Here is a 23,565-nt window from a genome sequence, read left to right on the forward strand (position 1 = left end):
CACGCAATTTTCGCCCCACATGGTTCGCGCAATAAGCTATCCCTAAGCTTTTCGGCTATAAAGCCGCTCATGGCTGCGGATTCGTGCCCGTCGCCCACACCGATGAAGGACATGGCGTGACGCAGGACGTGCCGAACCAGCCACCACCGCTGACGGGTAGCAATGCCTGGCGCGGGGATCCGTTGCTGATCCAGATTGCCGAGAATTTCTCCGAGCCGGTGCGCCGCGACCTCGATGGCCTCGGCCGTTTCGTGCTGACGCATGAGGCGCAGGATCTGGCGCGCCTCGCCAACAGCGAAGTGCCGAAGCTCAGGACACATGACCGCCAAGGCCGGCGCATCGACCAGGTCGAGTTTCATCCGGCCTATCACGCGCTGATGCGCCGCTCGATTGCCGGCGGACTGCATTCGTCCGTGTGGGAGAATGGCGAGGCCGAGACCGGGCGCAGGCACCAGGTCCGTGCGGCGCGGTTTTATCTCACCGCCCAGCTCGAATGCGGACATCTGTGCCCGATCACCATGACCAGCGCTTCGCTTGCGGCGCTGATGGCAAGCCCAAAGCTTTTCCGTGAGTGGGCGCCGCGCGTCACCACCCGCAAATACGATCAGGCGCACAAGCCACCGGTCGAGAAGGCCGGGCTGACGCTCGGCATGGGCATGACGGAGAGGCAGGGCGGCACAGATGTGCGCGCCAACACCACCCGGGCGGAACGTGCCGGCGGCAGCTTCTACCGGCTCACCGGCCACAAATGGTTCATGTCGGCGCCGATGTCGGATGCCTTTCTAATGCTGGCGCAGGCGCCTGAGGGGCTGTCATGCTTCCTGGTGCCGAGGGTGCTGAGCGACGGCAATTCCAACGGCCTGCAGTTCCAGCGTCTCAAGGACAAGCTCGGCAACCGCTCCAACGCCTCATCAGAGGTCGAGGTCCAGGGTGCGATCGGCGATCTGGTCGGCGAGCCGGGCGCGGGCGTCAAGACCATCATGGACATGGTGACGCTGACGCGGCTCGATTGCGCCGTCGCCTCGTCGGCACTCATGCGCGCCGGCCTTGCCGAAGCCGTCCACCACACACGCCATCGCCAGGTGTTCGGCGCCAATCTGGTCGACCAGCCTTTGATGCAGCGCGTACTCGCCGACATGGCGCTCGATGTCGCAGGGGCGACCGCATTGGCGTTCCGGTTGGCGCGGTCATTCGACGAGGCCGCGTCCGACCGTGGCGAGGCAGCCTTTGCCCGGGCCATGACGCCTGTCGTCAAATACTGGGTCTGCAAGATCGCGCCGGCGCTGCTCTATGAAGCGATGGAGTGCCTGGGCGGCAACGGCTATGTCGAGGAAGCGCCGCTGGCGCGCTATTATCGCGAGGCTCCCGTCAACGCGATCTGGGAGGGCTCTGGCAACGTCATGGCGCTCGACGTGCTGCGCGTGCTGACACGAGCGCCGGGGCTGTTCGAGGACGTGCTGGCTTCCATAGAGCGCGATCTCGGTCCGGGTGGCCGCAGCATTCTCGGCGTGTTGCGCGCGGCGATGCAGGTGGCGAGCTCCGACGAGGGATCGGCGCGCATCCTGACCGAGCAGCTTGCCATATCCGCGGCTGCAGCGGAGTTGCGGCGCATGGGGGCAGGGCGCATCGCCGACGCCTTCATCGAGACGAGACTCGCCGGGCAGTGGCGCGGAACCTACGGCATGCTCGATGCCCGCCACGATGCGCGGCTTATCGTCGACACGCTCTATCCACAGGTCGGCTGACACAATCTGGGGCATCAGCCGTCCCATTATTGGACGAGCGCACGTAAATTAACCTTAACAATTGGTTTACGTTGCGCGCCGTCGCTACACGCGTCAGTGTCGTTCGCACAAGGAGAACGGCAACTTATGCGCGCTATCGCCCCCATAGAGCGGACCGAGACTGTGGTGAGCGCATCGCGTGCGTGGCGGCCGTTTTCGGTCTGGGAGCGTATGTGATGCGCTACATTCTTGGCATATGGGCGACACCGCTGGTGCTCTTCTGGGGGTGGTATTTCCTGTCGATCAACGACATCAACTTCGGCTCGTTGTACATGAGCCGGGCCTTCAATCTCGCCATCTTCGATCTCTACGGCGAAATCCTCGGCATGGACCCAGCCACCATCCCCTGGATGATGGGCAAGGCTTTCTTCTTCGACACGCTGATCCTGCTGGCGATCTGGGCGTTCCGCCGTCGCAAGCTGATCGCTGAAAAGGCAAGGGTACTGTGGGCCCGCTACTCGTCGGCCGCGTCGGCACCGAGCGTCTGAAGCCTGTCCAGAACACCCTGGAGGATGAAGGCTGCTGCTGCCGAATCTATGCGCTCGTCGCGCTTGCGGCGTGAGACGTCCATCTCCAGCAATGCTCGTTCGGCGGCGACCGTCGACAGCCTTTCGTCCCAATAGGCGAAGGGCAGTTCCGTCAGCGGCGCGATGTTGCGGACGAAGGCGCGCGACTTCTGCGCGCGCGGGCCTTCCGAGCCATCCATGTTGATCGGCAGGCCGATCACCACCGCGGCGACATTTTCCTTTGTCAGCAGGCCGATGAGTGCTGCCGCGTCGATCGTGAACTTCTTGCGCATGATGACCGGCCGCGGATGGGCAAAGGACAGGCCGCGGTCGGAGACCGCCACGCCGATTGTCTTGTCGCCGAGGTCGAGCCCCGCAAGCGTCCTGCCGCCGGCAAGCAGCGCGGGCAATTGTTCGATGGTGGCAACGGTCAAGCAACGTTCCTTTCGACAGCGCAACGAAGATGTGGGGCGCTGCAATCGCGAGGCACCATTTGACTGGCGCTCGCCGCGTTCTATCCTCTACTGGATGGCCGTCAAAGCCGGAAACGATTTCCGGATAGGCAGCCATTCGAGCCGACAACGAAATACGGGAGCGCCGGACATATGAAACTCACCTGGTTTGGACATTCGGCGTTCCGTGTCGAGGCGGCTGGAGCGAAAATCCTGATCGATCCGTTCCTGAGCGGTAATCCGTCCTGGGGCAAGTCGTGGGAGCAGGCGGCCGACGGCGCTACCCATGTGCTGTTGACCCATGGCCATGACGACCATATCGGCGATGCCGCCGAGATCCTGAAGAAGACCAGCGCCATGCTCGTCGCCAATTTCGAGATATGCATGTATCTCGTCGGCAAGGGCGTTTCCGACAAGCAGATCAATCCCGGCAACATCGGCGGCACCGTCGATTGCGGCGGCTTCACCACCACCTTCGTCGCGGCACAGCACTCGTCGTCGGCGAGCGGCGCGGGTGGGGCGAATACATATCTCGGAAATCCGGCCGGGCTGATCCTTCATTTCGAGGAGGAGCGGACGCTCTATCACATGGGCGATACCGACATCTTCTCCGACATGGGCCTCATCAACGAACTGCACGAGCCAAAGATCGGCATCGTGCCGATCGGCGACCGTTTCACCATGGGCGGGGCGGTGGCAGCACTTGCGTGTCAGCGCTTCTTCAAATTCGAGACCGTGGTGCCCTGCCACTACGCCAGCTTCCCTGTTATCGACCAGACGGCGGAAAAATTCGTCGACGGCATGGACGGTTCGGGCGTCGATGTGGTGCTGCCCAAGGTCGGTGTCACTGTCGAGATCTAGAGCATTTTGCAGCCCGGTTGGAATCAACCGGCGTCGCACAAATGCGGCAAAACGGAATAGTTGGAACGGGCGCACGAACGATAGCGAGTGCATCCGCTCCAACATCAAGTCACGCCCGGCGAGGTGAGCGGCAATGAGGAAAGTTGGTTTGTTCGCGGTCCTGTCGGCGCTGCTATGCGGCGCATCAGCGGCGAGCGCCGAGGACTTCATCAAGGGTGTCTACCTGCAATCCGAGGAACTCTGCGCGCAGGCCAAGAAAGAATCGGTCAAGAGCCTGATCGATTCCGGTACGCTGGTTTTGTCGGCGCGTGGCATCGACAGCGCCGAATACAGTTGCGAGTTCGTCAACATCATCAGGGCCAAGCGTTTCCCTGCCTGGGCGGTGACGGCTCTGTGCCACGAGCCGGGCCACATGTTCCCCGACACGCTGTCGATCCTTGAACTCAGCCCGACGCAGCTGGATGTCGCCTCCGTGCGCAGTGTCGACGACGAGGGGCCGCAGACCGACAATGCCGGCACCTATTATCTGTGCGACGGTGTCGCCCTGCCGTGATGCATCATCCATGTTGCGCGTCGCGTCCAGCGCCGTTATAGCCCGAGCTATTCCCTTTTCCCGGTTTGCCGGAGTTTTTCGATGTCCGTTGATCTCAAGACCGTCAAGCGCGTCGCGCACCTTGCCCGCATTGCGGTGAGCGAAGACGATGCCCAGCGCATGACGGGCGAACTGAACACCATCCTCGGCTTCGTCGAGCAGCTCAACGAAGTTGACGTGACAGGCGTCGAGCCGATGACCTCGGTGACGCCGATGGACATGAAGAAGCGCACTGACGTCGTCACCGACGGCAACAAGGCGGCCGACATCGTCGCCAACGCGCCGGCCACCGACGAGAATTTCTTCCTTGTGCCGAAAGTGGTGGAATAGGCCCGAGCCAGCCCGTTCCTTGTCCCATCAAAAGCAGCTTTCGGCTGCGTGACACGAAGTGAATTCGCAATGACCGATCTGACCCGACTGACGATTGCCGAAGCGCGCGAGAAGCTGCGCGGCAAGGAAATCACCGCTTCGGAGCTGACCGAGGCCTATGTGCAGGCCATCGAACAGGCCAATCCGACCTTCAACGCCTATATCGCAACGACGCCGGACAAGGCGCGCGAGATGGCCAAGGTTTCCGATGCCAAGCTTGCCAAGGGCGAGGGCGGCGCGCTCGAGGGCATTCCGCTCGGCATCAAGGACCTGTTTGCCACCGAAGGCGTGCACACCCAGGCCTGCAGCCACGTGCTCGACGGCTTCAAGCCGCGCTACGAATCGACCGTCACGGCCAATCTCTGGGCTGACGGCGCGGTCATGCTGGGCAAGCTCAACATGGACGAGTTCGCCATGGGCTCGTCCAACGAGACGTCCTATTACGGTCCGGTGATCAACCCCTGGCGGCGTTCGCGCGGCGAGGGGGCTGGCCGTTCGCTCGACAATACGCAGTTGGTGCCCGGCGGTTCGTCGGGCGGCTCGGCCGCGGCGGTTGCCGCCTGGCTCTGCGCCGGCGCAACCGCCACCGATACCGGCGGCTCGATCCGCCAGCCAGCCGCCTTCACCGGCACTGTCGGCATCAAGCCGACCTATGGCCGCGTGTCCCGCTGGGGTACGGTTGCCTTCGCTTCGTCGCTCGACCAGGCCGGCCCGATCGCGCGCGACGTGCGTGATGCCGCCATCCTGCTCAAGTCTATGGCCTCGGTCGACGCCAAGGACACGACCTCGGTCGACATGCCGGTACCGGACTACGAAGCTGCCATCGGCAAGTCGCTGAAGGGCATGAAGATCGGCATTCCCCGCGAATATCGCGTCGACGGCATGCCCGACGACATCGAGGCGCTGTGGCAGAAGGGCATTGCCTGGCTCAAGGATGCCGGGGCCGAAATCGTCGACATCTCTTTGCCGCATACCAAATATGCGCTGCCGGCCTACTACATCGTGGCCCCGGCAGAAGCCTCGTCGAACCTCGCCCGCTATGACGGCGTCCGCTACGGCCTGCGCGTGCCGGGCAAGGACATCGTCGAGATGTACGAGAACACCCGCGCCGCCGGCTTCGGCCGCGAGGTCAAGCGCCGCATCATGATCGGCACCTATGTGCTGTCGGCCGGCTATTACGACGCCTACTACCTGCAGGCGCAGAAGGTGCGGACGTTGATCAAGCGCGACTTCGAGCTGGCTTTCGCTGCCGGCGTCGACGTCATCCTGACACCGGCGACGCCGTCGGCCGCCTTCGGCGTCGCCGACCAGGACATGGCTTCCGATCCCGTCAAGATGTACCTCAACGACATCTTCACCGTGACGGTCAACATGGCTGGCCTGCCTGGCATCGCCGTACCTGCCGGCCTCGACGGCCACGGCCTGCCGCTCGGCCTCCAGCTCATCGGGCGCCCCTTCGACGAAGAGACGCTGTTCCAGACCGCCCATGTCATCGAGCAGGCCGCCGGCCGCTTCCAGCCACAGAAGTGGTGGTAGGCGCCGACTGCATCCTGTCTTGGGATCGGAATTGATCCTTGGAACGAGTGATACGCCGATTGTTCAATGAGTTGGAGCGCCTTGTGAATCCTGAGGGACACAAGGCGCTCTAACGCTTTTCAGAGGGCGAAATGTTCTTCTACCTCTCAAAGATCTTCTGGTTCTTCGCCCAGCCGCTCAATTTTGCGATATTCCTGCTTGCGGCCGGACTGGTTGCCAGCCTCTTCGGCTGGCGCCGCCTGTTCCGCGCTACGGCCTTGCTGTCCTTCCTGGTGCTTGCGCTGGCCACATGGACGTCGCTCGGCTCGCTCATGCTCAATCCGCTTGAAGAACGGTTCCCGCGGCCGCCGCAGCCTGCCAGGGTCGACGGCATCGTCGTGCTCGGCGGCGGCTTCGAAGGCGCGATCAATCTCGCCCGCGGTGGTTATGAGCTCAACAGCGGCGGCGACCGCATGGTCGAGACCGCTGTCCTAGCGCGTCGCTATCCGGATGCGAAAGTGGTCATCTCCGGCGGCACCGGGACGCTGGTCCTCGAAGGCGAGGGCGATGCCGATACCGCGCCCCGCCTGCTCGAGGCGCTCGGCGTGTCGCGCGATCGGATGATCCTCGAAGGCCGTTCGCGCAACACCTACGAAAACGCTGTCTTCTCCAAGGAGATGGTGACACCTAAGCCGGGCGAAACCTGGCTGCTGGTCACCTCGGCCTTCCATATGCCGCGCTCGATGGCCCTGTTTGCCAAGGCCGGCTTCCAGGTCGTCGCCTGGCCGGTCGACTACCGCACGTCGGGGCAGGAGGGCGTCGGCCTGTTCACCGATAATCCGGCCGATTCTCTGCAGAACACGACGATGGCGCTGCGCGAATGGATCGGACTGTTTGCCTATTGGCTGTCGGGACGGATCGATGAACCGTTTCCCGGCCCGGGGCTCTGAACCAGCACGGCCTGACGCGCTTCCGAGAAGAACTGCCGCCTGATCAGAACTGCGAGAAGTAGGGCTGTGGTGAGGAAGAAGACACGGGCGTCGACGAACCAGCCGAGATAGCCGATCGAGAAGAAGATGCCACGCAGGCCGGCGTTGAAATGCTTGCCGGCGAGCACGTTCATGCGGGTTGCCCGCATCACGGCTGTGAGGATCGCCTCGTCGGGTTCCTTGCTGGCGGTCAGATGCGGCACCGCGCCGATCAGGATCGAGCAATAGTTGAAGAGACGGTAGGCCCAGCCGAACTTGAAGAACGAATAGGCGAGGATGAAGATCAGGCCGAACACCTTGACCTCGAAGAGCGGGCGGGCGGTGTCGCCGGCCAGCGGCACGTCGCTCAATACGGCGAGCACGCGGTCGGACGCGCCCAGAAGCGCAAAGCAGCCGCCGATGGCGATGAGCGAACTGGAGGCGAAGAAAGCCGTGCCTTGCTGCAATCCGTTCATGATCGAGGTGTCGACGATCCGAACCTCGCGCCGCGCCATGGTTGCCATCCAGGCAGCACGCTGCGCGTTCATGGCGCGGGTCAGCGACAGCCGCTTGACGATATGGCCATTGGCTGCGGCGGTATGGAACAGCCAGCCGGCGACGAAGAAGGCAAGTGCTGCCACGTCGAGATGGCTCATCGATGCGAGCAATGGGAAGGAATCGTCGAACATCCGCTAGCAATAGCACGGCCGGAAGCGCGTTTTCGAGGTGCTGCAGCCGCCGTTTTCCGGCCGCAAATGTTGACGATGCGTGAATGCGCGATTTCGAATAAGTCTATGATTTGTCTAAATTTGTGATGACCGAGACGTGACTGTCCCGATGGCCTTGCCATGGTTTCGCCATTTTTCGCAGTTGCGAAGCGTCGCGCAAAGTCGTATCCAGCTGTCGTACTCGGGACGAGCCGGAATGGCGGACGCACCGCCTGCTCGCCGAACGAAAGGTCTTGCAACACATCATGGACGACAACGTTCAGAAATCCTGCTGGGGTCTGACGGCCAAGGCAGTGATCGGATTTGCTGTTTTTCTGCTTCTTGCGTGGCTCGTCAGCGGCGGTGCCGAAAAGGCGGCGGTGGTCGCCGGAGGCTGAACAAGCACCCTTCAAATTGGATACAGAATTGGATACAAAAAGCGCGGCCTAGTCCGCGCTTTTTTGTTTTGCGGTCTTGCGCAAGTCAGAGGTTTTTTCGAATGTCGCGCGCTGAGCAAACCGCGTCGGATCGCGTCTAGCGGCGAGCGTGAAAAGGGCGGAAAGATCGCATAGTAATGCGACAAGAGCCGCCGTCGCAGGGAGTGAGCTTTGTTTCTTTCGGTATTCGACCTGTTCAAGATCGGCATTGGTCCGTCGAGTTCGCACACGATGGGGCCGATGACGGCGGCTGCCCGTTTCCTCGACGAAGTGCTCGGCGGTGACTGGCCGCGACCGGCCGGCGCCAAGGTCGATCGCGTCGGCGCCAGCCTGCATGGCTCGCTCGCCTATACCGGCGTCGGCCACGGCAGCGACCGCGCCGTCATCCTCGGCCTGACCGGCCTGACGCCCGTCACCGTCGATCCCGACACGTCGGACGCCATCGTCGAGCAGGTTGGCCGTGACAAGCGCGTCTCGCCGCCCGGCCATCCGTCCTATCGTTTCGATCCGACCGTCGACATGGTGCTCGACAAGAAGACGCCGCTGCTCGGCCACGCCAATGGCATGGCCTTCTACGCCTATGATTCCTCCGACCGGCTGCTGCTCAAGCGCATCTATTATTCGATCGGCGGCGGCTTCGTCGTCTCCGAAGAAGAGCTGCAGCGCATGAAGGCGAAGACCGCAGCGCCGGCTGCCGGCAAACGCGTGCCCTATCCCTTCTCCACCGCTGTCGAAATGCTGGCCATGGCCGCACGCAGCGGGCTCTCCATCGCCGAGATGAAGCGGGCCAACGAGGAAGTGCACATGGCGCGCGCCGACCTCGACGAGGGGCTCGACGCCATCTGGGACGCGATGAGCCGCTGCATCGACCGGGGCCTGTCGCAGGACGGCATCATGCCTGGCGGGCTCAAGGTTCGTCGCCGTGCCCGCCAGCTGCATGACAAGCTGCAGGAACAGTGGAGCCAGAACCGTCCCAACCCGCTGCTCGCCAATGACTGGCTGTCGATCTACGCCATGGCGGTCAACGAGGAAAACGCCGCCGGCGGCCGCGTTGTCACGGCACCAACCAACGGTGCGGCAGGCACGCTGCCCGCGGTCCTGCGCTACTGGCTGCATTTCCATGTCGAGGCCGACAAGGACAGCATCCGCGACTTCCTGCTGACGGCAGCGGCTGTTGGCGGCATCATCAAGACCAACGCCTCCATCTCTGGCGCGGAGGTCGGCTGCCAGGGTGAGGTGGGCTCTGCCTCGGCCATGGCCGCGGCAGGCCTGTGCGCGGTGATGGGTGGCACTGCCGAGCAGGTCGAGAACGCGGCCGAGATCGCCCTTGAACATCATCTCGGCATGACCTGCGATCCGGTTGCCGGTCTCGTCCAGGTGCCCTGCATCGAGCGCAATGCGCTGGGCGCGGTGAAGGCGGTGACAGCTGCATCGCTCGCCATCAAGGGCGATGGCAAGCACTTCGTGCCGCTTGACGCCGCCATCGAGACCATGCGCCAGACCGGTATGGACATGAGCGAGAAGTACAAGGAAACCAGCCTCGGCGGCCTCGCGGTCAACGTCGTCGAATGCTGAGCCTGTGCAAAACTCCGGCCGGCGTTGAATGCGCCGGCCCGAGGCACTAGTTTCGGACCATGTCGCTCAATCTCATCAAGCTTTGCGTCGGCTGCGATAGCGTCGAGGACCTCGAGGAATGGATCGCCTTCCGCCTTGATGAGCGGCGTCGCGCCAGCGAGCCCGTGGAGCAATTCCACACGACCCGCATGGTGCCGACGCGCGGCGAAGAGCTGACTGCGGGCGGTTCGCTCTATTGGGTGATCAAGGGCTCCGTGCAATGTCGCCAACGGCTTCTTGAAATCAGGCCGTTCACCGATTCCGAAGGCATCGGCCGTTGCCATCTGGTCCTCGAGCCGACTGTGGTGCGTACCGAGTGGCAGCCGCGCCGCGCGTTCCAGGGCTGGCGCTACCTCAAGCCTGCCGATGCGCCGCTGGATCTGGGCCAGGGCAACGCGGCACTTGCCGAAATGCCGCCGAAGCTGCGTCTGGAGCTGGCGGAGCTCGGCCTGCTTTAGGCCAGCTCGTGGCGTGCAAGGACGGGCTTGCAAGCCGACGCGGCTCGCCACATCTTCTTGTGTGATGAGCGACGCAAACAAGCCCCCGGTTACGTCAGCCACCCGTCCGCCGGCCGAGCGCCGTTCGGACGCATCGGAAGTCGACGCGTTTGTCCGTCAGGCGCGTGCTATGGCCAAAGCCGGCCAGGCCGGAGGCCGACTGATCCTCGCGCTCGACGCGACCATGAGCCGCCAGCCGACATGGGACCTCGCCTGCGAACTGCAGGGTCAGATGTTCGATGCCGTCGGCAACACAGGCAGGCTCAATGTCCAGCTCGTCTATTTCCGTGGCCTCGGTGAATGCCGGGCGTCGAAATTCGTTGCCGAAACAGGTTCCCTCAAGAAGCTGATGACGTCCATCCAGTGCCGCAGCGGCCAGACGCAGGTCGGCAAGGTACTGAGCCATGCGCTGAAGGAAACCGGAGCCGCAAAGGTCGATGCCCTGGTCTATATCGGCGATGCGATGGAAGAGAACATCGACGAGCTGGCCGAGAAGGCCGGGCATCTGGGCTTGCGCGGCGTACCGGCCTTTGTCTTCCAGGAAGGGCATGACGCCGCTGCCGAACGCGCATTCAAGGAGATCGCAAGGCTGTCCAAGGGCGCCTGGTTCCGCTTCGATCGTTCGGCCGCCGCCACGCTGTCTCGCCTGCTATCGGCTGTCGCGGTCTTTGCCGCCGGGGGCATAAAGGCGCTGGAGGCCAGGGGCAGACCTGAGGACAGACTGATGATCGAGCATCTGAGGAGCCGCAAGTCGCCATGAGTCTATTCGCAGGCATAGCGGCGGTGCTGCTGTTTTCGGTGCTGGGGCTGGTTGCCTTCATGCGGGCGGATGCTGCCCAACTTGCCAGCGGGCTGAAGCTTGCCGGCCCCGTCGTGCTCGGCGTGGTTGGCCTAGTGCTGCTTCTGCTTGGGCGCGCGGCCGTCGGTGGCGGCCTGATATCGGCGGCATTCGCCTGGTATGCGGCGACAAGAAGGGTGCGCTCGACAGTCAGCACGCCGGGCAAGCGCTCGACGGTTCGAACCGCTGCCCTCGAAATGGAACTCGACCATGACAGCGGTGTATTGACGGGAATCGTTTTGGCGGGCCGTCAGGAGGGCAAGGCACTTGCCTCGCTCGGGCTGGCCGAACTCAAGGCCCTCTTTCGCGAGCTTTCCGGCGACCCGGAAAGCCTGCAGTTGCTAGAGACCTATCTTGACGGCCGGTTTCCCGTCTGGCGCGAAGACACGAAGCCGGACGGTGACCACCGGCAGCGTGTTGCGCCAGGTTCTGGCGCCATGACTAAGGAGGAGGCCTACAAGGTCCTTGGTCTTGAAGCGGGGGCCGCCGCGGCGGATGTCCGCAAGGCGCATCGTCGACTGATTCAGCGCTTGCATCCCGACCTCGGCGGCTCGTCTTTCCTCGCGGCGCGGATCAACGAAGCCAAGGACGTCCTTCTCTCCGATCATCACTAACTCCTTCGACACACTACAAAACCCAGGAGGTTGGCTCTTCGCCTACTGCGCAATCGCGTAGCAGGAGATCTTTTTCTTCTTGAGCGCGTTGCAGGCGTTCCAGGCAGCATCCTTGGAATCGAAGCCGGCAAAGCGGGCACGGTAGTAGGTCACGCCGCCCTTCTCGAAGGGCACGGTGAAGGGCGAGGCATCTGCCAGGGCAGCGCCGGCCTGCTTCGCGGTCTTTTCGAGGATCGCGCGGGCCTCGCCGTCGCTGGGCGAGGACGCCACCTGCACGGCCCAGCCGGCACGCACGGTCGCGGTCTTGATCGCGTCGACTGCCGGAGCTTCCGTGGGGGCCGCATAGGCCTGCTCGACGTTGTCATTCGAGGCAGGAACGGAATCCTTCGCCTTGCGGATCTGGAAGGGGATTGCGCCGCCGAAACGCTCGGCCGAGGCCATGGCGATCTTGGGCTGGGATGCCGCGCTGATGGTCGGCTTCTTGGCCGGGGCGGGCACGGCTTCTGCCACTTTCTCGGTCACGGCCTCTTCGTCGTTTGAGGCGTCGGCGACTTCTATTACTTCGGCCTGCGGGCGCGTATCCGGGGTGGGGGCGTCATGCTTGGGCAGCTGCATCTTGGCAACGGCAACTGCCGGCGTGGGCGTGTCGGTCTTGGCGATCAGGTCGCCGCCACCGCCGCGGCGCGAAGCCTGGGGCAGGTAGGTGTTGATGAGGCTCGCCATCTTGTTGTCGCGGCTGCCACCCGAAGCGCCGCCCATGACGACGGCAACGAGGCTGCGGTTGCCGTCCTGCACTGACGAAACCAGGTTGAAGCCCGATGCACGGGTGTAGCCGGTCTTGATGCCGTCGACGCCCTTGACCCGGCCCAGCAGGCGGTTGTGGTTGGCAATGCGCTGGCGGCCGAAGGCGAAGGAACGGGTCGAGAAATAGCTGTAATACTGCGGATAATGCTCACGCAGCGCGATGCCGAGCATGGCCATGTCGCGCGCGGTTGTGAACTGTCCGGTGTTGGGCAGGCCGTTGGCGTTGCGGAACACCGTGCCTTTCATGCCGAGGCTGCGGGCCTTGGCCGTCATCATGCGGGTGAAGTTTTCCTCGGAGCCGCCGATCAGCTCGCCGAGTGCAGTGGCTGCATCGTTGGCCGAACGCGTGACGAGCGAAAGGATCGCCGCCTCGACGGTGATTGAACCGCCTGCCTTGACGCCGATCTTGGTCGGCGGCTCGTTGGCGGCGTTCTGGGAGAAGACGACCCGTGTGTCCTTGTTGATCCTGCCTTTGGCCATGGCCTCGAAGGTCATGTACAGCGTCATCATCTTGGTCAGCGACGCCGGATAGCGACGCGAGTCGGCGTTCTGCTGGTGCAGCACCTTGCCGGTGTTGGCGTCGATGACAATCGCTGCGTAACGGGCGTCCGTCGCAGCAGCCGTCGGCGCAACCGTTGCCAAGCCAATCGCCGCGGCGAGAGTGAAGGCAACCATGGATTTGAATGAGATAGCCGCCCTGAGGACTTTGCCCGGCAGTATTTGACGCACTGTTACACCCTTGATTTATCGTTGGCTTGGGGCGGCAAAGGTTCCGGCCCCGTATCCAGCCACACTAGGGCGACAGCGTTACCAATCCGTTTATGGTAACCGGCTTGTTCACACTTTCGGTCGGGCTTTATTCGAGTTTTAGTTAATGCCGCAGGGCACCCTCGGTTGGGCGCCAAAAGGGCGAGCCAGCGACTGTGGAAATGTGTTCCGCTGGGTCAGTTGACAATTTGTGCGCTGCACAATATCTAGGCTGCATCGCACAATCGCATAGCGTACCCGCCCAACCCGAAAAGGATGCAGCGATGACCCAGACCTATGAAGATTTCAGCAAGCACGGCAAGGAATTCGTCGACAACGGCCTGAAGAGCTTTGCCTCGCTCTCGAAGGGCGCCCAGGCCATCGCCACTGAAGCGACCGACTACACCAAGAAGAGCTTCGAGGCCGGTGCGGCCACCTTCGAAAAGCTCCTCGGCGTCAAGTCGTTCGAGAAGGCCGTCGAGATCCAGGCCGACTATGCCAAGCAGGCATATGAAGGCTTCGTCGCCGAGGCGACCAAGCTCGGCGATCTCTATGCCGAACTCGCCAAGGAAGCTTACAAGCCGTTTGAGTCGCTCGTCGCCAAGGCGAAGTGATCGCCTGACAGCAGATTCGGAATAGGCGGATCCGCTGGATCCGTCAAAATGAAACCCGGTTGCGCCCGCGCAGCCGGGTTTTTTTGTTTCGAAATCGGCTGAGAGCTTCACGTTTCAGGCAAATCGATGCGGCTTGGCCGACGGCCATATTGTCAGCACGTTAGAAGGGCTTAAAATCTCGGCGATGACACCTACATGACGAGGTGTGTCGGAATTGACGAAGGGCAGGACCAGATTGACGATCGGCTTGGACAGCGCGCGCATGCAGAACGGTGACGAGGGAGGCAACGGCACTGGCCGGGGCACAGCGGTCATCACCCGCACGAAGACCAAGACCAAACGGCCAAGTCTCTATCGCGTGCTCATCCTCAACGACGACTACACCCCGATGGAATTCGTCGTGCATGTGCTCGAACGCTTCTTCCAGAAGGACAGGGAGGCCGCCACCCGCATCATGCTGCACGTCCACAATCACGGCGTCGGCGAGTGCGGGGTCTACACATTCGAAGTGGCCGAGACCAAAGTGTCCCAGGTCATGGATTTCGCAAGACAGAACCAGCATCCGCTGCAATGCGTGATGGAGAAGAAGTGAGGTATTGAATGCCGGCTTTCTCCCAAGGCCTCGAAAAGGCGCTGCACCAGGCGCTGACGCTCGCCAATGAGCGCCACCACGAATATGCAACGCTCGAACACCTGCTGCTCGCGCTGATCGACGACAACGAAGCGGCCGCCGTCATGCGCGCCTGCAATGTCGATCTCGACGAACTCAAGCAGACCGTACTCACCTATATCGACACCGAGCTCGACAATCTCGTCACCGGTTACGACGAGGATTCCAAGCCAACTGCCGGATTCCAGCGCGTCATCCAGCGCGCCGTCATCCACGTGCAGTCGTCTGGGCGCGAGGAAGTGTCGGGCGCCAACGTGCTCGTCGCCATCTTCGCCGAGCGCGAAAGCCATGCGGCCTACTTCCTGCAGGAACAGCAGATGACCCGTTACGACGCGGTCAACTACATCTCGCACGGCATCGCCAAGCGTCCTGGCGCCACAGAGGGGCGCACGCCGCGCGGCACCGACGAGGAACAGCACGGCACGAACAACGAAACGGGCGAAGAGACCGGCAAGGGCAAGAAGCAGCAGGACGCGCTGACGGCCTATTGCGTCAACCTCAACGCCAAGGCGCGCGCCGGCAAGATCGATCCGCTGATCGGCCGCGAGTCGGAAATCAACCGCACCATCCAGGTGCTGTGCCGCAGGTCCAAGAACAATCCGCTCTATGTCGGCGATCCGGGGGTGGGCAAGACGGCGATCGCCGAGGGTCTCGCCAAGCGCATCGTCGAAGGCGACGTTCCCGAGGTGCTCGAGGATGCCACCATCTTCGCGCTCGACATGGGCACGCTGCTGGCTGGCACGCGTTACCGTGGTGATTTCGAAGAGCGCCTGAAGCAGGTCGTCAAGGAACTCGAAGAGTATCCGGGCGCGGTGCTGTTCATCGACGAGATCCACACCGTCATCGGTGCGGGTGCGACGTCGGGCGGCGCGATGGATGCTTCCAACCTGCTCAAGCCGGCGCTGTCGTCGGGTGCCATCCGCTGCATCGGTTCGACCACCTACAAGGAGTTCCGCCAGTTCTTCGAGAAGGACCGGGCGCTCGTCCGGCGCTTCCAGAAGATCGACGTCAACGAGCCGACGGTCGACGACGCCATCGAGATCATGAAGGGCCTCAAGCCCTATTATGAGGACTTCCACAAGGTGAAGTTCACCAACGAGGCGATTAAGGCCGCGGTGGAGCTCTCGGCGCGTTACATCAACGACCGCAAGCTGCCCGACAAGGCGATCGATGTGATCGACGAGACCGGTGCGTCGCAGATGCTCCTGCCGGAAGGCAAGCGCAAGAAGACCATCGGCATCAAGGAGATCGAGGCGACGATCGCGACCATGGCGCGCATCCCGCCAAAGACGGTCTCGGCCGACGACGAGAAGGTGCTTGCAGGCCTCGAGGTCGAATTGCAGCGCGTCGTCTACGGCCAGGATACGGCGATCACCGCCCTTACTTCGGCGATCAAGCTGGCCCGTGCCGGCCTGCGCGAACCTGAGAAGCCGATCGGCTCCTACCTGTTCTCGGGCCCGACCGGCGTCGGCAAGACCGAGGTGGCAAAGCAGCTTGCTCTGTCGCTTGGCGTGGAGCTGATCCGCTTCGACATGTCGGAATACATGGAGCGCCATACGGTCAGCCGCCTGATCGGCGCGCCTCCCGGCTATGTCGGCTTCGACCAGGGCGGTCTCCTGACCGACGGTGTCGACCAGCATCCGCACTGCGTGCTGCTGCTCGACGAAGTCGAAAAGGCCCATCCCGACCTGTTCAACATCCTGTTGCAGGTCATGGATCACGGCAAGCTGACCGACCACAACGGCAAGCAGATCGACTTCCGCAATGTCATCCTGATCATGACCACCAATGCGGGTGCGTCGGATGCGCAGCGCGCGGCGATCGGGTTCGGGTCGACGAAGCGCGAAGGCGACGATGTCGAGGCGATCAACCGGCTGTTCACGCCGGAGTTCCGCAACCGCCTCGATGCCATCATCCCGTTCGGCTCGCTGCCGGTGCCGGTGGTGCATCAGGTCGTGCAGAAGTTCGTCATGCAACTGGAAGCGCAGCTTTCCGAGCGTGGCGTTACCTTCGACCTGTCGCCCGATGCCATCGCCTGGCTGGCCGAGAAGGGCTACGACGAGCGCATGGGCGCGCGTCCGCTCGGCCGCGTCATCCAGGAGCACATCAAGAAGCCGCTGGCTGACGAAGTGCTGTTCGGGAAGCTCAGGAAGGGTGGCACGGTGCGCGTCACCGTCGAGAAGAAGGAAACCGGCGAGTCCGGCCTGAAGCTCGAGACGCTTGCCGACGAAGTGCCGGTGAAGCCGAAGAAGGAAGATCCGGCCGATCGTCCGAAGCTCAAGAAGGCGCCAGCCAAGAAGCCGGTCGCCAAGAAGGTGGTGGCGGCAAAGCCGAAGTCGGAGCCGAAAGGCAAGGACGGTGGCAAGCGCAGCCTGGTGCCGCAACTGCCGCGCAAGAGCTGACTGACGTCGGTCCAGACAAACAAAGGCCCCGGTTCGCCGGGGCTTTTTTTGTTCACGATGGTGGCTGAATGGGTAGGCGATGGAAAGTCGGAGTGTCTATGCCACCACGGCGCTTTCTACTCTGTTCCGGCCCAGCCGCTTGGCCTGGTACAGCCAGCCGTCGGCATCGCCGATCATCTCTTCGGCGCTGATCGATCCGCCTCTTTCCGTGGTGATGCCGATGCTGACCGTTGCGCGTGTGCAGGGCGAGGTGAGGTCGGTGGTTTCGACGGCGGTGCGCAGGCGCTCCGCCAGCACGGCTGCGTCGCCGGCATTCAGGTCCTGGCAGATGGCCACGAATTCCTCGCCGCCATAGCGGAACAGCCGGTCGCCGCTCCTCAACGCCCCGGCCAGCGCACGTGCCACATCCTTCAGCACCTTGTCGCCGGTGACGTGGCCGTATTGGTCGTTGATGCTCTTGAAGTGGTCGATGTCGATCATCAGCAGGCTGACCGGTTTGCGGTCCGTCAGCGCCCGGTCGATGAGCGACTGTGCCACCGCCTCGAACTGGCCGCGATCGCTGATGCCGGTCAGCTTGTCGACGCCGGTACGCTGCAGCAGCTCCTCATAACGGTGGCGGAAAGTAAGGCGGTCGAAGACCTTGAGCAAGGGCTCGGTGCCGGCCGGAAGCGGCTTGGTCTCGACATAGCGCAGGTAGGCGACCAGTAAGGCGCTGTAGAGGGCGGCGGCGCCCATCTTGGCGATCCAGCCGCCATAGAGCGCGCTGATCGGCACGCCGGAAACCAGGTGCAGACCGATGAAGAACATCACCTGGTCGAAGCTGAGCACGATCGCTGCGCTGAGGAAAATGCGCTTGAACAACGTGTTGGCGATGCGCTGCCCGAGCTTTTCGTAGATCAGGATCAGGGCGATGCTGTCGAGGAACAGCAGCGCCGTTCCCCAGATCATCAGGATTCCCATATCGTCGAGGAAGGTGAGATCGGGCCGATAGCCCGGCAACTCGGCGACGCTGCCATAAAGGCGCAGGATCAGCGCCAGCACCACCATCAGGCAGTTGCCGACCAGCAGGCCGTAGATCGGCTGGCGCACGGTCTCCGCGTCCTCCTTGATATAGAGCAGGAGGAACATCATCAGCTTGCCGGAGAACATCACGGTCGAGCCGGGCGAGATGAGGCCGAAGGGCAGGGGCAGGAAGAAGACCGCGGCGAGATATGTCTCGAGGAAGTGCATCACGCCCAGCACGCAGACGAAGATGCCGATGCCGAATTTATGGCGCGAATGGAAGACGGCAGCCATGGTGACGAAGTAGATCAGTGCCTGCACTGCGAGCAGAAACGTGCCGGTCATGATGTCTTCGCTCCCCTATGGGACCTGTCTAGCGAATGAGACTAGGCAAGTGGTTAACGGGCTCTCAAAGGAATCCAATTCTTCCCCAAATTTGATGAGCAATTTGCGCGGCTTGGGCACGGCGCTGCGATCGTTGCGCCAAAGCGGCCGCGCCGCTGACTTGAACGGTCCGGCGTGATATGCGCGGACCTATGCCCGCCGAAGAGATCTTGCCCGCATCGACATCAGCTTCGCGCCGCCGCTGGTACCTGCGCGGCGCGCGCATGGCTTTCTCGGTGCCGGGACTTATCCTTGCCAGTGCCTTCATCGGATTTGCCGGGCTCGCCAAAGAAGCGGGGCTGACGCTGGCCCAGACCGTCTTCATGGTCGGCATGGTCTGGGCATTGCCGGCCAAGGTCGTGCTGATCGGCGCGATCCTGTCGGGCGCTTCGCTGCCGGCTGCGGCCTTTGCCGTTGCGCTGTCCTCGATCAGGCTGGCGCCGATGGTCGTGGCGCTGGTGCCGGAAATGCGCGGTCCGAAGACGCCGCGCTGGGTGCTCTATTTTCTGTCGCATTTCGTGGCCGTCACTTCATGGGTGCTGGCTATGGAAAGGCTGCGCGGCGTGCCGCGAGACATGCGCACCAGCTACTACGCCGGCCTTGGCTCGACGCTGGTGCTTGCAAACATGGTTGTCGTGGCGGTGGTCTATGTGCTCGCCGACAGCATGCCACCGGCCGTTTCAGCCGCGCTCTTCATGCTGACGCCGATGTATTTCCTGACGTCGCTGTGGGGCTCGGCGCGCGAGCGGGCAGGGCATGTGGCCATGGTGCTCGGTATCGTGCTCGGGCCCCTCCTGCATGTGGTGGTCCCCGGCTTCGACCTGCTTGGCGCCGGACTGGTCGGCGGGGGCATTGCCTTCGCTTTCCACAAGCTGTCGCGTCGGAGGGCTTCGGCATGACCTTCCATGCGATCGACGCCTGGTGGTGGCCGTTCCTGTTCATCCTCGTCGCCGGCTGGCTTGCGACCGATGCCTGGCGCTTCCTCGGCGTCTATCTCGGCGACCGCATCGGCGAAGATTCCGATCTGCTGGTGCTGGTCAGGGCACTCGCCACGGCCCTGGTTGCCGCCGTCATCGGCAATCTGATCGTCTTCCCGAGCGGCGAGCTGGCGGACACATCGTTCGCGCTGCGCCTCGCCTCAGCGGCCGTGGGCTTCCTTGCCTATCTGTGGCTCGGCCGGAAGGTGCTGGTGGGGATCGTTGTGGCTGAAATGGTGCTGTTGGCAGGAATGGCTTTCAATTTCTAATCGTTCGCAGTGCCGCCGCCTCTTTACGTGGACTTAACGCGGGGAGGGCAATGGTCATGTCGTCTGGAAGGGCGACCCATGGCATTTCATCCGATCGAACGGCTTATCTTGATGATCGTCGGCGCCTTCATCGTCGTCGACGGGTTCCTCGCATTGTGGAAAGGCATTGGCGTTTCGGCCAATTTCTTCCTTTTCTCGGCGGGTTCCGGACTCTTGTTTGTCGCTCTTGGCCAAATCTATCGCCGTTGGCGTGACAGCGAGCGCATTGCGCTGACCACCCATGTCATCGGCCTTTTCATCCTGTTCTCAATGGTCGGTTCTCTGTTCAATGTGCTGCTTTTGCCGCGGCCAACGGCACCGATTGATGCCATGCTCGTTCGAATTGACGCGTGGCTCGGCTATTCTTGGCCAGCCCTGTGCGCATGGATTGCTGGCTATCCCTTCCTGAATTCTGTGTTGCGCATTGTCTATCAGCTGACTTTGGTTCAGCTGTTCGTTGCCTTTGTGGTGCTTGGAATGTTGCTCGATCGCAGGCGCCTGCATGCCGGCGCGCTGGCCATGGTGCTTGCGGCAATCGCCGGGATATTGTGCTGGGCCATGTTTCCATCGGGCGGTGCTTCCGCCTATTGGACGTTGGCACCGGAGATCGACCGTGTCGTTCGGCCGATCGTCAGCTCCGAGTACGGGGCAATGCTCTACCGCCTCTATGAGGAGGGTGTTCCTCATATTGATTCCTTGCAGGTAACCGGGCTTATCGGCTTCCCATCGTTTCACACGGTCATGGGTCTGGTGTCCCTGGTCGCCGTATGGCCTTACCGCGTTTTTCGCCTAGCCCTGCTGGTCGTGAATGCCCTGCTGGCGCCAGCCATCCTTATCCATGGTGGGCACAATCTGGTCGACGTCATTGCCGGCGTGTTCATATCCATCGTTGCCTGGCGGGCCGGCCTGGCGGTGTTCGATGCGTATGAACGTGCGTCCTCGCAGCAAGCGGGAGTATTCACGCATCAGCAGGGGCAGGCGGCACGCGCCTGACGGACGGAACATCGGCGCGCCCGACCTTGCCCGACGCCGTGGATATTTGGATTTCGTCGGCCAGCGAAGTCCGGCCTAGCCGCGAGCCAAAACCGCCCTCAGCCTATCCGCATTGACCGCCAGCACCTCGGGCTTCTCCATCTGGCCGGTATGCGGCTTGAGCGCCACGCCTTCGAAACGTGGCAGCACATGGACGTGCAGGTGATAGACGGTCTGGCCGGCGGCCGGTTCGTTGAACTGCATGATGGTCACGCCGTCAGCCTCGAAGGCCGTCTTGGCGGCGTTTGCGACTTTCTGGACGACGGCCATCAGGTGACCGAGCGTCGCCGGGTCGGCATCGAGCAGGTTGCGCGAAGGCGCCTTGGGTACGACCAGCGTATGGCCGGTGCCTTGCGGCATCACATCCATGAAGGCCACGACCGCGTGGTCCTCATAAACCCGCTGTGAGGGGATCTCGTCGCGCAAGATCTTGGCGAAGATGTTGTTTGGATCGTAAGCGCCGCTCGACATGGCCTATCCCGTTTGATGCGATTTCGTGGTGGATGTTTCGGCGCTGGCGGGCGGAACGTCAAGCCAAGGCAGGCCGAGAGGAACGACGTTGAACTACATCTATCTGATCGTGGCAGTGGCTTTCGAGGTCGTCGCGACTTCCGCCCTCAAGGAAACCAATGGCTTCACCAGGCTTGTTCCCTCGGTGATCGCGCTTGCGGGCTACGCCTGCGCCTTCTATTTCCTGTCGTTGGTGCTGCGTACAGTGCCCGTCGGCATCGTCTATGCATTGTGGTGCGGCGCGGGCATCGTCTTCATCACTGGCATCGCATGGATCTGGTTCCGCCAGACACTCGATCTGCCGGCGCTGATCGGCATCGGCCTGATCATGGCCGGCGTCATGGTCATCAACCTGTTTTCGAAGTCGATTGCGCACTGACCGGCGTCAGCCGCGGCGGAACGGGCCATGGTCCTCGAGATACTCGCCGATCTCGGCAACTTCCCGCCGTTCCCGCTTGAGATAGTCGGCGATCGCCCGGCGCAGGCCGGGGTGGACGATGTAATGAGCCGATTGCGTCGTCACCGGGCGATAGCCGCGCGCCAGCTTGTGCTGCCCCTGCGCGCCGGCCTCGACGACCTTCAGCTTGCGCTCGATGGCGAAATCGATGGCCTGATGGTAGCAGACCTCGAAATGCAGGAAGGGATGGTCCTCGATGCATCCCCAGTTTCGGCCGTAAAGCCTGTCGGAGCCAATGAAGTTGATGGCACCAGCTATGTAGCGGCCGCTCCGTTTTGCCATCACCAGCAGGATGTCGTCGGCCATGCGCTCGCTGATCAGCGAGAAAAACGTGCGGTTGAGATAGGGGCGACCCCATTTGCGGCCGCCGGTGTCCATATAGAAGGTGAAGAAGTCGTCCCAGACGCTTTCAGTCAGGTCTCGGCCGGTCAGCCATTCGATCGAGATGCCGGCCTCCAGCGCCTGGCGCCGTTCCTTCTTCAGGTCCTTCCGCTTGCGCGATGCCAGCGTCGCCAGGAAATCTTCGTAGGATGAATAGTCCTCGTTGAAGAAGTGGAACTGCTGGTCGGTACGGCGCAGGAAGCCGGTTGCTTCCAGCGTGTCGATCTCGCCCGGCTCGGCAAATGTCACATGCGCCGAGGAGACGCCGACGCCTTCGGCCACGCTGCGCAGCGCGGTCGCAAGCGCTGCCTTGGTTCTGGGGGCGTCAGTTCCGGGGACAGCGAGCAGGCGAGGGCCGGTGGCCGGGGTGAACGGCACCGAGGCCTGGAGCTTGGGGTAGTAGCGGCCGCCGGCGCGTTCGAAGGCATCGGCCCAGCCATGGTCGAAGACATATTCGCCTTGGCTGTGGGATTTGGCGTAGCAGGGGAGCGCGCCGAGAAAATTGCCGTCAGCCGTTTCCAGCCGCAGATGATGTCCCTGCCAGCCGGTCTTTGTGACGGCGCATCCAGACGCTTCAGCGATTGTCAGAAAATCGTACGAAACGAATGGGTTGTAAGGCGTGTCTGAGCTGGTTTTCGAGGTGCCGGCGAGCCTGTTCCATTCGTCGCGGCTGAATTCGCTGATGCTGGAAACGACGCGGACGGCGTAACCGCCATCCGCCTGCTTCGCCCCGGCGTCGCTCGCATTGCTCATGCCCAGTTACTTACGTTCGAAAGCTGCCTTTACAAGACCTCAAGCCACCGGTGTCGCATCGGGGTCGAAGCCCTCGAAGGTCATCTGGTCGGCATGGGCGAAAGTTGCCTTGACCGCGTCCTGATCGCGCACCGTCCAGGTGATGACGGGCATAGACAGCCTGTCGCGAACGAAGCTGATGAAGCGGTTGGGCAGGTGCGTCACGCTGTAGGAGACAAACGAGATGCCGTGCGCCAGCATCGAGAAATGCGCTTCCAGCTCATGATCCTGGTCGCCCCAGGCGGTGAGGCCTGCCGGGATGCCGGGCGCAAGCCTGGCAAAGTCACGGATCAGCCAGTGGTCGAAGGACATGATCGCGACCTTGCCCTTGTAGTTGCGCAACGCTGCGCCCACGCGCTCGACGAGCTCGCCGTCATGCCCAGGGATGCCCTTGAGTTCGATGACCAAGGGCACGCGTCCGTCAACCAGCTTCAACAGTTCGGCAAGTGTCGGTGCGTGGTCGGCGGTGCCGCCGATCCGGAGCGCGCCCATCTCGGCCGCTGTCCGCTGCCAGATATAGCCTTCGGTGCCGGTCAGGCGCTTCAACGTGTCGTCGTGGAAGACAACGACATCGCCGTCCGCACTCAGGTGCACGTCACACTCGATGGCGAAGCCGCGGCTCGCCGCCCGTTCGAATGCGGAAAGCGTGTTCTCCCAGCACTCCTTGTTGAGGTCGTGCAGCCCGCGATGGGCGATGGGTCGGGCGGTCAGCCAGGAAAGGTCGGTCATGT

26 protein-coding genes are annotated in these 23,565 nt (G+C 62.8%); 19 read left to right on the plus strand and 7 right to left on the minus strand.

Features of this window, described 5'->3' with window-relative positions; genetic code table 11:
* Positions 1-116 precede the first annotated feature (116 nt).
* Positions 117-1,745: an acyl-CoA dehydrogenase family protein gene (locus tag NDO48_RS10070; protein WP_026227224.1), complete on the plus strand. Its 1,629-nt coding sequence runs from the start codon at positions 117-119 to the stop codon at positions 1,743-1,745.
* A gap of 215 nt (positions 1,746-1,960) precedes the next feature.
* Positions 1,961-2,272, plus strand: a complete 312-nt coding sequence (locus NDO48_RS10075; RefSeq protein WP_018428136.1) for a DUF6105 family protein — start codon at positions 1,961-1,963, stop codon at positions 2,270-2,272.
* On the opposite strand, the gene ruvX is transcribed toward NDO48_RS10075, so the two are convergent.
* Entirely contained in the window at positions 2,239-2,724 is a 486-nt protein-coding gene (ruvX, locus tag NDO48_RS10080) for a Holliday junction resolvase RuvX (protein WP_018428135.1), read from the minus strand. The genes NDO48_RS10075 and ruvX overlap by 34 nt on opposite strands.
* A gap of 171 nt (positions 2,725-2,895) precedes the next feature.
* On the opposite strand from ruvX, the gene NDO48_RS10085 reads away from it, so the two are divergent.
* From NDO48_RS10085 to NDO48_RS10105, 5 genes are all read left to right on the plus strand, one after another.
* On the plus strand, positions 2,896-3,603 hold the full coding sequence (locus tag NDO48_RS10085; protein ID WP_018428134.1) for a metal-dependent hydrolase: 708 nt from the start codon (positions 2,896-2,898) through the stop codon (positions 3,601-3,603).
* Positions 3,604-3,736: 133 nt separating this feature from the next.
* Entirely contained in the window at positions 3,737-4,156 is a 420-nt protein-coding gene (locus NDO48_RS10090) for a hypothetical protein (RefSeq protein WP_267321421.1), read from the plus strand.
* 81 nt (positions 4,157-4,237) lie between these two features.
* A complete protein-coding gene (gene gatC / locus NDO48_RS10095) occupies positions 4,238-4,525 on the plus strand; it encodes an Asp-tRNA(Asn)/Glu-tRNA(Gln) amidotransferase subunit GatC (protein ID WP_018428132.1) in 288 nt (95 codons plus the stop codon).
* 69 nt (positions 4,526-4,594) lie between these two features.
* Complete coding sequence (gatA, locus tag NDO48_RS10100) at positions 4,595-6,100, plus strand: Asp-tRNA(Asn)/Glu-tRNA(Gln) amidotransferase subunit GatA (RefSeq protein WP_018428131.1); 1,506 nt, start codon at positions 4,595-4,597, stop codon at positions 6,098-6,100.
* Positions 6,101-6,231: 131 nt separating this feature from the next.
* The gene (locus tag NDO48_RS10105; RefSeq protein WP_018428130.1) at positions 6,232-7,029 is read left to right on the plus strand and encodes a YdcF family protein; all 798 of its coding nucleotides are present in this window, start codon (positions 6,232-6,234) and stop codon (positions 7,027-7,029) included.
* Here the strand turns inward: NDO48_RS10105 and NDO48_RS10110 are convergent.
* Entirely contained in the window at positions 6,978-7,736 is a 759-nt protein-coding gene (locus NDO48_RS10110; RefSeq protein WP_018428129.1) for a DUF599 domain-containing protein, read from the minus strand. The genes NDO48_RS10105 and NDO48_RS10110 overlap by 52 nt on opposite strands.
* 284 nt (positions 7,737-8,020) lie before the next feature.
* Here NDO48_RS10110 and NDO48_RS10115 point away from each other — a divergent pair, with 284 nt between their 5' ends.
* The 5 genes from NDO48_RS10115 to NDO48_RS10135 all read left to right on the plus strand — a co-directional run bounded on the left by NDO48_RS10115 (position 8,021) and on the right by NDO48_RS10135 (position 11,754).
* On the plus strand, positions 8,021-8,152 hold the full coding sequence (locus NDO48_RS10115; RefSeq protein WP_018428128.1) for a hypothetical protein: 132 nt from the start codon (positions 8,021-8,023) through the stop codon (positions 8,150-8,152).
* 210 nt (positions 8,153-8,362) lie between these two features.
* The gene (locus NDO48_RS10120) at positions 8,363-9,766 is read left to right on the plus strand and encodes an L-serine ammonia-lyase (RefSeq protein ID WP_018428127.1); all 1,404 of its coding nucleotides are present in this window, start codon (positions 8,363-8,365) and stop codon (positions 9,764-9,766) included.
* 59 nt (positions 9,767-9,825) lie between these two features.
* Entirely contained in the window at positions 9,826-10,263 is a 438-nt protein-coding gene (locus NDO48_RS10125; protein WP_018428126.1) for a DUF1489 family protein, read from the plus strand.
* Between the two features lie 64 nt (positions 10,264-10,327).
* On the plus strand, positions 10,328-11,062 hold the full coding sequence (locus NDO48_RS10130) for a VWA domain-containing protein (protein ID WP_267321422.1): 735 nt from the start codon (positions 10,328-10,330) through the stop codon (positions 11,060-11,062).
* On the plus strand, positions 11,059-11,754 hold the full coding sequence (locus tag NDO48_RS10135) for a DnaJ domain-containing protein (RefSeq protein WP_018428124.1): 696 nt from the start codon (positions 11,059-11,061) through the stop codon (positions 11,752-11,754). Before NDO48_RS10130 ends, NDO48_RS10135 begins: the two co-directional genes overlap by 4 nt.
* A 42-nt stretch (positions 11,755-11,796) precedes the next feature.
* Here the strand turns inward: NDO48_RS10135 and NDO48_RS10140 are convergent, their stop codons facing one another.
* Complete coding sequence (locus NDO48_RS10140; RefSeq protein WP_018428123.1) at positions 11,797-13,233, minus strand: serine hydrolase; 1,437 nt, start codon at positions 13,231-13,233, stop codon at positions 11,797-11,799.
* A 356-nt stretch (positions 13,234-13,589) separates the two neighbouring features.
* On the opposite strand from NDO48_RS10140, the gene NDO48_RS10145 reads away from it, so the two are divergent.
* From NDO48_RS10145 to clpA, 3 genes are all read left to right on the plus strand, one after another.
* The gene (locus NDO48_RS10145) at positions 13,590-13,919 is read left to right on the plus strand and encodes a phasin family protein (protein WP_018428122.1); all 330 of its coding nucleotides are present in this window, start codon (positions 13,590-13,592) and stop codon (positions 13,917-13,919) included.
* A 262-nt stretch (positions 13,920-14,181) separates the two neighbouring features.
* Positions 14,182-14,511 (plus strand): ATP-dependent Clp protease adapter ClpS, encoded by a 330-nt coding sequence (gene clpS, locus NDO48_RS10150; protein WP_040456709.1) that lies wholly within the window; start codon positions 14,182-14,184, stop codon positions 14,509-14,511.
* An 8-nt stretch (positions 14,512-14,519) separates the two neighbouring features.
* Positions 14,520-16,991: an ATP-dependent Clp protease ATP-binding subunit ClpA gene (gene clpA / locus NDO48_RS10155; protein WP_018428120.1), complete on the plus strand. Its 2,472-nt coding sequence runs from the start codon at positions 14,520-14,522 to the stop codon at positions 16,989-16,991.
* Between the two features lie 96 nt (positions 16,992-17,087).
* Here clpA and NDO48_RS10160 read toward each other — a convergent pair whose 3' ends face one another.
* Positions 17,088-18,338, minus strand: coding sequence for a sensor domain-containing diguanylate cyclase (locus NDO48_RS10160; RefSeq protein WP_018428119.1), 1,251 nt, complete (start codon positions 18,336-18,338; stop codon positions 17,088-17,090).
* 191 nt (positions 18,339-18,529) lie between these two features.
* Here NDO48_RS10160 and NDO48_RS10165 point away from each other — a divergent pair, with 191 nt between their 5' ends.
* The 3 genes from NDO48_RS10165 (at position 18,530) to NDO48_RS10175 (ending at position 20,655) form a co-directional block, all read left to right on the plus strand.
* Complete coding sequence (locus NDO48_RS10165; protein ID WP_018428118.1) at positions 18,530-19,276, plus strand: AzlC family ABC transporter permease; 747 nt, start codon at positions 18,530-18,532, stop codon at positions 19,274-19,276.
* Positions 19,273-19,623, plus strand: a complete 351-nt coding sequence (locus NDO48_RS10170) for an AzlD domain-containing protein (RefSeq protein WP_018428117.1) — start codon at positions 19,273-19,275, stop codon at positions 19,621-19,623. Before NDO48_RS10165 ends, NDO48_RS10170 begins: the two co-directional genes overlap by 4 nt.
* Positions 19,624-19,701: 78 nt before the next feature.
* Positions 19,702-20,655 carry a phosphatase PAP2 family protein gene (locus NDO48_RS10175; RefSeq protein WP_018428116.1) on the plus strand — a complete coding sequence of 318 codons (954 nt, stop codon included), beginning with the start codon at positions 19,702-19,704 and terminating at the stop codon, positions 20,653-20,655.
* 75 nt (positions 20,656-20,730) lie between these two features.
* Here NDO48_RS10175 and NDO48_RS10180 read toward each other — a convergent pair whose 3' ends face one another.
* On the minus strand, positions 20,731-21,165 hold the full coding sequence (locus NDO48_RS10180) for an HIT family protein (protein WP_018428115.1): 435 nt from the start codon (positions 21,163-21,165) through the stop codon (positions 20,731-20,733).
* A gap of 88 nt (positions 21,166-21,253) precedes the next feature.
* On the opposite strand from NDO48_RS10180, the gene NDO48_RS10185 reads away from it, so the two are divergent.
* Positions 21,254-21,583: a DMT family transporter gene (locus tag NDO48_RS10185; protein WP_018428114.1), complete on the plus strand. Its 330-nt coding sequence runs from the start codon at positions 21,254-21,256 to the stop codon at positions 21,581-21,583.
* Between the two features lie 6 nt (positions 21,584-21,589).
* Here the strand turns inward: NDO48_RS10185 and NDO48_RS10190 are convergent, their stop codons facing one another.
* Both NDO48_RS10190 and NDO48_RS10195 read right to left on the minus strand, forming a co-directional pair.
* Positions 21,590-22,795, minus strand: coding sequence for a GNAT family N-acetyltransferase (locus NDO48_RS10190; protein ID WP_018428113.1), 1,206 nt, complete (start codon positions 22,793-22,795; stop codon positions 21,590-21,592).
* A gap of 39 nt (positions 22,796-22,834) precedes the next feature.
* Positions 22,835-23,563, minus strand: coding sequence for a glycerophosphodiester phosphodiesterase (locus NDO48_RS10195; protein ID WP_026227220.1), 729 nt, complete (start codon positions 23,561-23,563; stop codon positions 22,835-22,837).
* Between the last annotated feature and the right edge of the window lie 2 nt (positions 23,564-23,565).

Source organism: Aminobacter sp. MET-1, from assembly GCF_026521175.1.
GTDB lineage: Bacteria > Pseudomonadota > Alphaproteobacteria > Rhizobiales > Rhizobiaceae > Aminobacter.